Raw genomic sequence first — 9,402 nt, 5'->3', positions numbered from 1 at the left:
GTCCTCAGGCTGGCCTCCAGCAAGCACGACAGCATCTCGCTGGCTTGGTTGTAGGCGCCCTGGATGTCGTGCGGAGTGTCCCCGTCACGCTTGCCGGCGAGGTACTGCTGATGCGCCGCGGCCAGGGCCGGATCATCGGTGCCGCCGGCAAGTGCGCTGGCGACGAGGTTCTCGATCTCCTCGGACTCCGCACGACATCCAGGGCGCCTACAACCAAGCCAGCGAGATGCTGTCGTGCTTGCTGGAGGCCAGCCTGAGGACAGCCGACCACGCCCTTGGAGCCCAAGCAAAGGATCTGCTCGGGCGGCGCCTGCAGCGCGAGCTGGACATCATCGGCGATTCCTTCTACGGCGTTTCCGCGTGACTTACCGAGAAGGGCACAGGATGAGCACGCAAACCCTCACCGACGAAACAGCCACTCTGGCACCGGTAGTCGACGACATGAGCATCTACGTGGTCCCCGGCCGCGTAAAAGCGACGATCGACGCACCCCCCGGTTACACACCGCTGCGTCGGGCGCTGACCGATGCGATCGACGCCGAACGGCTCGGCTTCCGGCGATTGATCCTTTCCGAACGGCATGGTCTGAAGGACGCGCCCGTGCTGCTGAGTGCGGCCGCCGCCCATACCACTCGTCTGGAAATCGGTACCGGCGCAGCCTCCGCCGCCTCTCGCCACCCTGTCGTAGCGGGGGGATTCGGGGCCACGATGCAGGCGCTCCACGGTCCGCGAATGATCATGGGCCTGGGCCGCGGCGATGTCCTGTGGAACGGCCAGCTCGGCTTTGACGCCTTCGTCGACTACGCGAAAATCCTCCGACGGCTGTGGCACGGTGAGAAGGTCACCTACGACGGTCCCGCCGGAACGCTGCGAGATGCGAAGATGGACGACGTCTCCGGTGCTGTACCACCCCCGCAGTTGTGGTACTTCGCGCTCGGCGGCGGACCCCGCGCGGCGCGCGCCGCAGCCGACCCAGTGTGGGATGGCATTGTGCTGTACCCGTTTCTGACACCCGAGGCAGTGAGGGTGGCGACCGCGCGCATCAGATCCGAGTGCGAGCGTCGGGGCCGCGACCCTGACAGCCTGCACGTCGCGCACTGCATCACCTCGGCACCAGAGCTTGACGAATCGGAGATGCGCGCGATATGCCACGCACGGCTGGTCACCTACCTGCAGTGGCCTAGCTTCGGCGATGCACTGGTCAAGGCCAACGGGTGGGACATGGACATCGTGCGCAAGCTCAGGAACCACGCTCAGCTGCGCGGTAACGCCACGGCCGACCAACGCTTCCACCGCGTCGAATTGCTCGAACCCGCCAAACTCATTCCCGACGAATGGATCACGCAGGTATGCGCGGTCGGTTCAGTTGCCGACTGCATTCAGACGATCGCGGGATTTCGCGAGCAAGGTCCTACTGAAACGATCTTGTACGGGTCGACGCCGCGTCAGAATGCCGCACTCCTGGATGCATGGAGGGCGCGCCGGCAGCCGTCGACCGCGCCCGAGGTCAGCGTCGGCAACTGAAGTGGACGCGCTCAACCAGCCATCAATCGCCATTGCGGCGTAAAAGGCCGTTCGCTTCCTGCGCCGCCGCCAACGACACCGACCGCGGAATCGGATTAGCGCAGAGCGGCCAACCCGGCCGCGACGAACTCTGGTGTCGCCCTCATTGCGCCCGCCGCATCACTGCCGGCATCCGAGCCCAACCGGCTCCGGTGACTGATACCCTCGCTGATGACCGCGAGCTTCAGATTCGCAAGCGCCAGATAGAAATTCCAGTCAGTCAAGTCGCGCCCAGAGGCCCGCGCGTACCGTTCAGCGAGGGCGTCGGCGGACGGGAGCCGAGGACTGGTCCACGCCGCCGAAATGCCCAGCACCAAATCAAATGCCGCGGAACGGTACACACACATCAGGGCGACGTCGCTAAGCGGGTCACCTATTGTCGACAATTCCCAGTCCACAACCGCGCGAATGACTTCGGGCCGGTCACGATCTAAAATCGTGTTGTCGATCCGGAAATCACCATGAACAATCGATGCAACTGGAGGCGTCTTAGGGACAAGATCCGCCAAACCGGTTGTCAGCGCAGCCATATCGGGCAGCTCACGGCCTTTGACGCGCTCCCACTGCCGCGCCCACAGCGCCACCTGCCGGGTGAGGAACCCCTCGGGGCGGCCAAAAGAACCCAGCCCAACGGCTTGGTAATCGACAGCGTGCAGCGCAGCCATGGTCTTGACCAAAGACTCGACGACGCCGTCCACTTGCGCCGAACTCAAGGCGGACAAGTCATCCTGAGAGCGGATCACCGCTCCATCAACGAATTCCACAATGCTAAGCGGCACTCCCAGTGCGCGACCATCTGCGTCCAGCGCCACGGTACGCGCGACGGGCACCGCGGATCCTCGTAGCGCTTTCGTGACGGCATACTCGCGACCCATATCGTGCGCCGACGGAGTCGACCCGCTGACCGGCGGGCGTCGGACCACCCAGGTGGACCTCTCGTCGCGGACCTTGAAGGTCAAGTTGGAACGGCCACCATCGATGGGTTCGGCCACCAATTCACCTTGTACCGCCACGTCGCAATCCAGCAGAAAACGACGAAGCGCCGCTATATCCATCCCTGGAAGCTGGTTAGGGTCCCGGCCCTTGACAATCATGACGCCGCCGCCACACGTCGCTTCGCGATGGCCCAGCGGTGGACCTCCGAGGGACCATCGTAAATCCGGAAAGGTCGTACCTCGCGCGCCAGTCGCGCCAAAGGCAGATCATCAGAGACTCCCAGCGCCCCGCACATCTGCACGCTGCGGTCCACGATGCGAAAAATCGCCTCGGCGGCAAAGGTTTTCGCGATCGACACCGCAGCCCCCGCGGACTCGCCACGATCAAGTTCCCAACACGCTCGGATGAGCAGGGCACGTGTCGCGGCGATGTCGATCTCACTGTCGGCGACCATCTGCTGAATCATCCCAAGCTGACCGAGCTTGGCGCCGAACGCGTCTCGCGAGGCGACATGTGCGACAGCAATGTCATGACCGCGGCGCGCAGCGCCCAGCCAACGCATCACGTGCGTCATACGGGCAGGCCCCAGCCTGACTTGTGCGTATTGAAAGCCACGGTCGACTTCGCCTAGCACTGCGGAGTCCGGCAACACCATGTCCTCAAAAAACATTTCGCAGTGCCCACCCAGCATGGAGCGATCGGCCGTGGGTATGTGACGGCCGACCCGTAGTCCGGGGGTCTCGGCATCGGCGAGGAACATGGTGGCGCCACCGCGCTCCCCTGGCATCCCGGAGGTGCGGGCCATGACGATGAAAAACGCGGCGCCGTCGGCGCCGGTGATGAACCACTTGTGCCCGTTGATGCACCACTGCCCGCCTATGCGTTCAGCGCGGGTTTTCAGCGCTGACGGGTCCGAACCGGCACCCGGGGCGGGCTCGGTCATCGCGAACGCAGAGCGCACGTCTCCGGCAGCCAGGGGCGCGAGATAGCGCGCCTTCTGCTCGGCGGTGGCGACGTGTGCGAGCAGATGGACATTGCCCTCATCAGGGGCCGCAATGTTCAACGCGGTCGGGCCGAACAGCGAATATCCGGCCTCTTCAAAAATCGGGGCCCGCTCGGTGAGGCCAATGTCAAGACCACCGTATTCCCGCGGCACATGCGGAGCGAATACGCCGGCCTCCTTGGCCGCCGACTGCAACTCCCCGCGCAACGTGTCACCGCCAGCAGCAGAGATATCTCCGCCATAACGATCTTCGATGGGCAGCACCACGGTTCGCGTGAACGTCGCGGTCCGCTCCACCAGCGCACGGATCTGCGGCGAATATTCCAAGTCAATTCCCATGTGGTCTCCCGTCAATGTCAGCCGCGATCTCCGACCGATCGCTCGGCAGCAAGGTGTCGCACCCGCCGGGTGTTCCACGTGACCTAATATGGTCTACTGCACTGTAGATCGACCGCCTTCAACCGTTCGCGCGTAGATGAGAATGTTCAGTAAAGCTGAACACCTAAAGGGGACTGGATGCCGCGCACCGATATCGCGGGTGCCGCTATCCGCGGGGCCCGCCTAGAAGCCGGGCTGACGGTACGCGACCTGGCCCGCCGGATGCGATTAAGCCCCGCCACGATCAGCGCGGTGGAGAACGGCAAGACCGGACTCACTGTTGGTCGGCTGCATGATTTCGCCAGTGCGTTGAATATTCCCGTCACCCGGTTGTTGGAACCCGCAGGCCGCGCTCGCGACCTGCCGCGGCAACCGATCGTGGCCGACCCCGGACAGACAACAGGTGATTGGCGTCGCTTTTCACCACTCCCGATCGATCCGGTGCTGGCCGGCGCCATCGATAGCTTCACCGAAACCGGTTACCACGGAACAACAATGCGGTCATTGGCCAGCCGCACCGGACTAAGCGTCCCAGGCATCTACCACTACTACAAGGACAAGCAGCAACTGCTTGTCCGCATCCTTGACCTGACGATGGACGAATTGCACTGGCGAGTAGATGCAGCGCGCCGCGACGCAGCCGACAGCCGGGACGAAATTGCTCTGATCGTTGAATCTCTGGCCTTATTTCACACTCATCGCCGCGAGTTGGCCTTCATCGGTGCCAGTGAGATGCGAAGCCTCACCGGAGCGAACCGGCGCCGAATCGCCTCCTCACGCAATCGGCTGCAGCACATTCTCGACGACGCGATCGATCGCGCTCTAGCCGATGGACAGCTCAACACCGGTGATGCCCGCGCCGCCGGACGTGCAATCGCGACGATGTGTACCTCCTTGCCACAATGGTTTCGCGCCGGCGGCACCGCCTCCCCAGAAGACATCGCTACTGTCTACGCCCGTTTCGCGCTGATGCTTTTGGGCGCGTCCATTGACCGGTTGTAAAACGAAAACTCCTAGCTTGCATCTCGAAAGGACATAGATATGGTCGAGCATCGCGAGACACGCTCTGCGCTGATCACCGGAGCATCCCGTGGCATCGGACTGCAGATCGCCAAGGCCCTTGCTGCGCAAGGCATGTGTCTGACGATCACCGCCCGCGATGCGGAGGCTCTGCGAGCTGTTGTTCCCGTGCTTGAACAGCTGGGATCTCCGCACGTAACGACCATCGCCGCCGACATGGCCGACGCCGACGCGCTGCCCGGCATCGTCGATTCTCATCGCAGCGCCTACCACGATCTGGACGCCCTGATTCTGAACGCAGGCGTCGGTACCGCCGGCCCGATCGAGAACTTTCCGAGTCACCGTCTGAACAAGACGATGGCGGTGAACTTCAATGCGCCGTTTCTGCTGATCCAGTCCGCATTGCCGTTGCTGCGCCAGGCCGCACTACGACATCCCCAGCTGGGTTCCAAAATCATCCTGCTCTCATCCATCGCGGGCGCCTACGCGGAGGCCGGTTTGGCGGCCTACAGCGCCTCCAAAGCTGCCGCGCTGTCGCTCGCCGACTCAGTCAACGCCGAGGAATCCGCTCACGGCGTGTGTGCGACGGCGATCGCGCCGGCCTTCGTCGACACCGACATGTCCGCGTGGGTCCATGACCGTATCCCAGCGGAAAAGATGATTCCCACCACCGACATCGTCGTACTAGTCGAGTCACTGCTGCATCTATCGAGCCGATCGATGGTCGGCCGGATCATCGTCGGGCGCGCGGGAACTGACGGGCGCCAAGCATGACCTCCCCTGAACACGCGATGGCGTTGTCGCTGACACGCGGTCCCCATGAGGACCGCGACCGCGCGCCAAGAGTAGCCACGCACACGCACCAGCCGGTCCACATCTGGCGGCCACGAGCTCACGGCGCAACCGGTAGCCAGTTACCGGGCCGTCGTCACCGAGCTCTAGTTCCGCGGGGCGGCGATTCGGCCGACGCGAATGCCTGCCGTCTCCCGGTCCCAAGCCTCACCAACCCCGCGAGCCTTAAGTTTGTGGCGCTCGATCTCGTTTTTCGCCGCTGACCGCGGCAACGCGGAGACAAACTCGATATACCTCGGCACCTTGAAATATGCCAGACGCTCGGCGCAGTGCAGGACAAGGTCGGCGGGCTCGATCGCGCTACCAACGGCGACTTGCACATAGGCTTTCACTTCTTCGTCGCCGAGATCACAAGGCACGCCCACCACGGCGCAGGCCGCCACCGCCGGGTGCGCCGCGATCGCGTGCTCGACCTCCACTGCGGCGATATTTTCGCCTCGGCGCCGGATATAGTGCGCCATTCGTCCCGAAAAGTGGAGATAGCCTCGCTCATCGACAAAACCCAAGTCTCCGGTGTGAAACCATAAGTTACGGCAAGCTTCGGCAAATTTTTCGGGTTTGTTGTGGTAGCCAAGCAGGAACGTATATGGGTAGGTCGGCCGCAATAAAATCTGCCCCTCGGTGCCGGGCGCACACGGCTGGTCGCCGTCGTCGGCGATCACGATCTCGCACCAGCCGTGCGGCTTTCCCTGCGAACGATAGGGTCGGTCGCTGCGGCGCTCTCCGATGACACCCAGGGCTCCAGTTTCGGTCTGCCCGTAGATCTCGAGCAGGTCAACACCGAAACGCTCGGTGAATGCCGCGACGCGCTCTGCAGGAATTTGGGCGGAGCCGGCAGTACCCGTTCTCACGCGATGGTCCTTATCATCGCGACGCGCCGGCTGACTGAGCAACGTCGAGATCAAGGGCCCGATCAGGCACCCGACAATTGTGGCGTTGTGTTGGCGAGCCAGATCCCAAAACGCGGACGCGCTGAACCAACGAGGGATGACCGTGGTGAGCCCCCAATACAGGGGACAGAAGACGTCGACCACGGACCCGATGGCATGACACATCTGTCCGACGCCGAGATGGACGTCATCCGGTTCGGGCTGAAACAACTCCTGGTAACGAAGCGCGGCCGCCACGAACCAGACATGAGAAACTACAACCCCTTTCGGTAGCCCCGTGCTTCCGCCGGTATACAAAATGGCCGCCGGATCAGCTGGGCTGACTTCGACAGTCGGAACAGGTCCCGAACTGCGTACCATCTCCTCAAAAGCGATGCGGCGCTGACCGTTTCCCGGGCCGCGGCTGTCACCGCGGGCAACGACAAGCGGTCCCCCGCTATTGGACTCAGCGACTTGCGCGTAGTTCTCGAAGAGCTCAGCATCGACGAATATCGCCTTCGCGCCCGCATCTTGCAGCGTGTACGCGAGGTCAAGATTCACCAGTGCGATGTTCAGCGGAGCCCAGATCGCCCCGATCTGGGCGCAGGCAAACCAGACACAGATATGGTCGATCGAGTTGTGCATGTAGGTGGCGACGACGTCGCCTTTGCCCACACCGTTCAGGGACAGGGCATAGGCAATGCGCGACGACAACTCGGCAGCCTGTTCATACGTCAGCGTCACACCGTCGACGATGGCGAGCGGCTTGCTTCCGAGTACTCGCCGCTGCGCGACAAGCGTTTTCACCGTGGCGGCATTTAGGTCACGCCGATTCTCTATCGCCACAGCCCGTCCTTCTCCAGCGCAGCACAAAAACCGTATCGCATGGCAGCTTGTCAAATCGTACGAACTGGGGATCGCCAGTCAACAGTAATGATGATAACCTAAGCGGCGTCGATTGTGGGGAAACTATGGCACCAGCGGGCTGCGCGACCAGCAGATCAGTTTGTTTGCATGGGCTGACCGAGAATGCTGCCGCCAACTCGGCACCGGGCGCGCGTCGTCATAGGTCGTTTCACGCCGCCACGTCTTGTGCACAGTCATTCACCGCGGGCACCACATGCGCGGTGTCGCACAAACACCGCGGTGGGCGGCCAGCGCCTCCGCGGCGCAAGAGGGAAGCGCAACCGGCAATCGGAACCACTCCAGTCTTCTCATCAGATTCCACCTCGTAGGAGGAAGTGTGAGCACCGCATTTCGCTCATCTCGTCACTGGCCGATGGGTCCGAACACCCGCGCGCCCAGATGGCGTGCGCTATTGGCAATGCTGCTCGTCCTCACCTATGGATTTATGGCCGCGGTCGTCGCTACCCAGGCCAGGGCCGCCGTTGGCGATCTGGGACCGCCTCCTTCTGAACCAGAAATCAGGCAGACGATCACCGACTTCTACAGCATCGGTCAGCCGCCGGGCACCGAAGTCAATGTTGACTTCATCGGCCCGATCACACTGGGCCAGGTCGTGCAACACGATAATCCCGATTCTTCGAGCAGCCCCATGTATCCGGTTAATGCGCAGGTGCGGGTCACGATCAAATATGTCACGCATTCGGTTTTCGATCCCGAGCAAATCTCAACCGTCGATTATTATGGGCCGCCTCCGACAGGAGATGGGTCCTACTACTTCTTTCGAGATGACAAGGGTCATTGGCAAGTGCCTGCGCCCACCTGCACCCGGTGTCCGAAGCAATAGTGAGATTTGTTCACGTCATCAGTACGAGTCCCCGCGCGGCACAGCCAGCCACAACAGCCTGACGTTGCCCCTGGCGACGGGGGGCTTACCGATGGGGACGTTGGGGCGCGAGCCCAGCTGCGGTCGGGCGAAGCCGCCCCGTGTCGGCTCGCCGATGACCGTATTCATTGGGCCGCGGTACACCGAGCCGCCGTGATCGTGCCCTAAACGCCGCTGCGCGAGCCGATGTCGACTGGGTCGGCGTTAGCCCCGGATCGTATCCGGGCAGAGTTCGTGCTGTGCGCCATCGACGACGACCTGGGCGTACGGGGCGATGAATCCGCCGTCATAGCGATTGATGTATTGACTGGCGAATCCGCCATTGTATTGGCTGACGATCAGTGCCGGCGGCGTACCGTCGCGTAGCTCAGAGCATATGAATTGGCCTGCCGCGTCGAAATGCTTCCACTGCGATGTCGGAGCGGGTGGTACGCCATGCGACTGAAGGTAGTCATGGTAGGTCTGTTTGTCCGCGTGCGCGATTGGCGCTAAAACGAGCCAACCGACGGCCGCTGCGCCGATAGCGATCTTCACGGCGACCCCTAACCCTGTCTCGACCGCTCGGCGGCCGATGTCAATTGAGGTTTGCGGTCAGACCGATCCGCGCCGGGGACAACGAGTGGATGTATGTCTGACAGGTCGGCGCTTTTCCCATCTTGATGGCGGCTCGTGGGCGCTACCGGCTTGGGCGACAACCGCTTGTTACATAGTTCGTCCACGGCGATTCTGACGATCTGGCCGGCTTGCTCGAGGGTCATCCCATCCGGCGGGTACGTACGTGAGTTCTGCACGGCTTGGTCTTGGACTCGTTCGGGCGGAACGCCGAGGTCACGCAGCGCGCACACCTCCCAGCCCATCTCCAGCTCTTCACTTTCCTCGCGGTTGATGCCGGCGTTGTGGAGGGCTTGCAGATACGTGTGCACGTCAGCGTGAGCCGGCGCTGCCCTAGTCAAATGACCACCGAACAACGCCCCTACCGCGAGGGCCGCGCC

General features: G+C 62.8%; 10 protein-coding genes. 4 read left to right on the top strand and 6 right to left on the bottom strand.

The window, feature by feature from the left end; translation table 11 throughout:
- The coding region (locus A5695_RS29360) for a hypothetical protein (RefSeq protein WP_231974695.1) at window positions 1-290 on the bottom strand (290 nt) is incomplete at its 3' end.
- 94 nt (window positions 291-384) lie between these two features.
- On the opposite strand from A5695_RS29360, the gene A5695_RS02465 reads away from it, so the two are divergent.
- Window positions 385-1,524, top strand: a complete 1,140-nt coding sequence (locus tag A5695_RS02465) for a TIGR03857 family LLM class F420-dependent oxidoreductase (RefSeq protein ID WP_068077700.1) — start codon at window positions 385-387, stop codon at window positions 1,522-1,524.
- Window positions 1,525-1,619: 95 nt separating this feature from the next.
- Here A5695_RS02465 and A5695_RS02460 read toward each other — a convergent pair whose 3' ends face one another.
- Both A5695_RS02460 and A5695_RS02455 read right to left on the bottom strand, forming a co-directional pair.
- Complete coding sequence (locus A5695_RS02460) at window positions 1,620-2,618, bottom strand: phosphotransferase family protein (protein ID WP_082945805.1); 999 nt, start codon at window positions 2,616-2,618, stop codon at window positions 1,620-1,622.
- 35 nt (window positions 2,619-2,653) lie between these two features.
- Window positions 2,654-3,841 (bottom strand): acyl-CoA dehydrogenase family protein, encoded by a 1,188-nt coding sequence (locus A5695_RS02455; RefSeq protein WP_068077693.1) that lies wholly within the window; start codon window positions 3,839-3,841, stop codon window positions 2,654-2,656.
- Between the two features lie 177 nt (window positions 3,842-4,018).
- On the opposite strand from A5695_RS02455, the gene A5695_RS02450 reads away from it, so the two are divergent.
- Both A5695_RS02450 and A5695_RS02445 read left to right on the top strand, forming a co-directional pair.
- A complete protein-coding gene (locus tag A5695_RS02450) occupies window positions 4,019-4,882 on the top strand; it encodes a TetR family transcriptional regulator (protein ID WP_068077691.1) in 864 nt (287 codons plus the stop codon).
- Between the two features lie 39 nt (window positions 4,883-4,921).
- On the top strand, window positions 4,922-5,674 hold the full coding sequence (locus tag A5695_RS02445) for an SDR family oxidoreductase (protein WP_068077689.1): 753 nt from the start codon (window positions 4,922-4,924) through the stop codon (window positions 5,672-5,674).
- 164 nt (window positions 5,675-5,838) lie between these two features.
- On the opposite strand, the gene A5695_RS02440 is transcribed toward A5695_RS02445, so the two are convergent.
- Window positions 5,839-7,467 carry an AMP-binding protein gene (locus A5695_RS02440; protein ID WP_156749423.1) on the bottom strand — a complete coding sequence of 543 codons (1,629 nt, stop codon included), beginning with the start codon at window positions 7,465-7,467 and terminating at the stop codon, window positions 5,839-5,841.
- Window positions 7,468-7,864: 397 nt separating this feature from the next.
- Here A5695_RS02440 and A5695_RS02435 point away from each other — a divergent pair, with 397 nt between their 5' ends.
- Window positions 7,865-8,371: a hypothetical protein gene (locus A5695_RS02435; protein WP_156749422.1), complete on the top strand. Its 507-nt coding sequence runs from the start codon at window positions 7,865-7,867 to the stop codon at window positions 8,369-8,371.
- A gap of 243 nt (window positions 8,372-8,614) precedes the next feature.
- Here the strand turns inward: A5695_RS02435 and A5695_RS02430 are convergent, their stop codons facing one another.
- Both A5695_RS02430 and A5695_RS02425 read right to left on the bottom strand, forming a co-directional pair.
- Window positions 8,615-8,944: a DUF732 domain-containing protein gene (locus A5695_RS02430; protein WP_068077681.1), complete on the bottom strand. Its 330-nt coding sequence runs from the start codon at window positions 8,942-8,944 to the stop codon at window positions 8,615-8,617.
- A gap of 8 nt (window positions 8,945-8,952) precedes the next feature.
- Window positions 8,953-9,402, bottom strand: a 450-nt coding sequence (locus A5695_RS02425; RefSeq protein ID WP_068077679.1) for a DUF732 domain-containing protein, incomplete at its 5' end; no start/stop codon positions are given.

The sequence above is a fragment of the Mycobacterium sp. E1747 genome, from assembly GCF_001667775.1.
Lineage (GTDB): Bacteria > Actinomycetota > Actinomycetes > Mycobacteriales > Mycobacteriaceae > Mycobacterium.
Note: the sequence above shows the minus strand (reverse complement) of the source record. Positions and strands in the feature narration are given on the sequence as shown.

Excerpts from the sequence above, each read along its gene's own strand:
- A5695_RS02455 (WP_068077693.1), bottom strand. The coding sequence starts at position 3,841 with ATGGGAATTGACTTGGAATATTCGCCGCAGATCCGTGCGCTGGTGGAG.
- A5695_RS02445 (WP_068077689.1), top strand. The coding sequence starts at position 4,922 with ATGGTCGAGCATCGCGAGACACGCTCTGCGCTGATCACCGGAGCATCC.
- A5695_RS02465 (WP_068077700.1), top strand. The coding sequence starts at position 385 with ATGAGCACGCAAACCCTCACCGACGAAACAGCCACTCTGGCACCGGTA.
- A5695_RS02450 (WP_068077691.1), top strand. The coding sequence starts at position 4,019 with ATGCCGCGCACCGATATCGCGGGTGCCGCTATCCGCGGGGCCCGCCTA.
- A5695_RS02460 (WP_082945805.1), bottom strand. The coding sequence starts at position 2,618 with ATGGATATAGCGGCGCTTCGTCGTTTTCTGCTGGATTGCGACGTGGCG.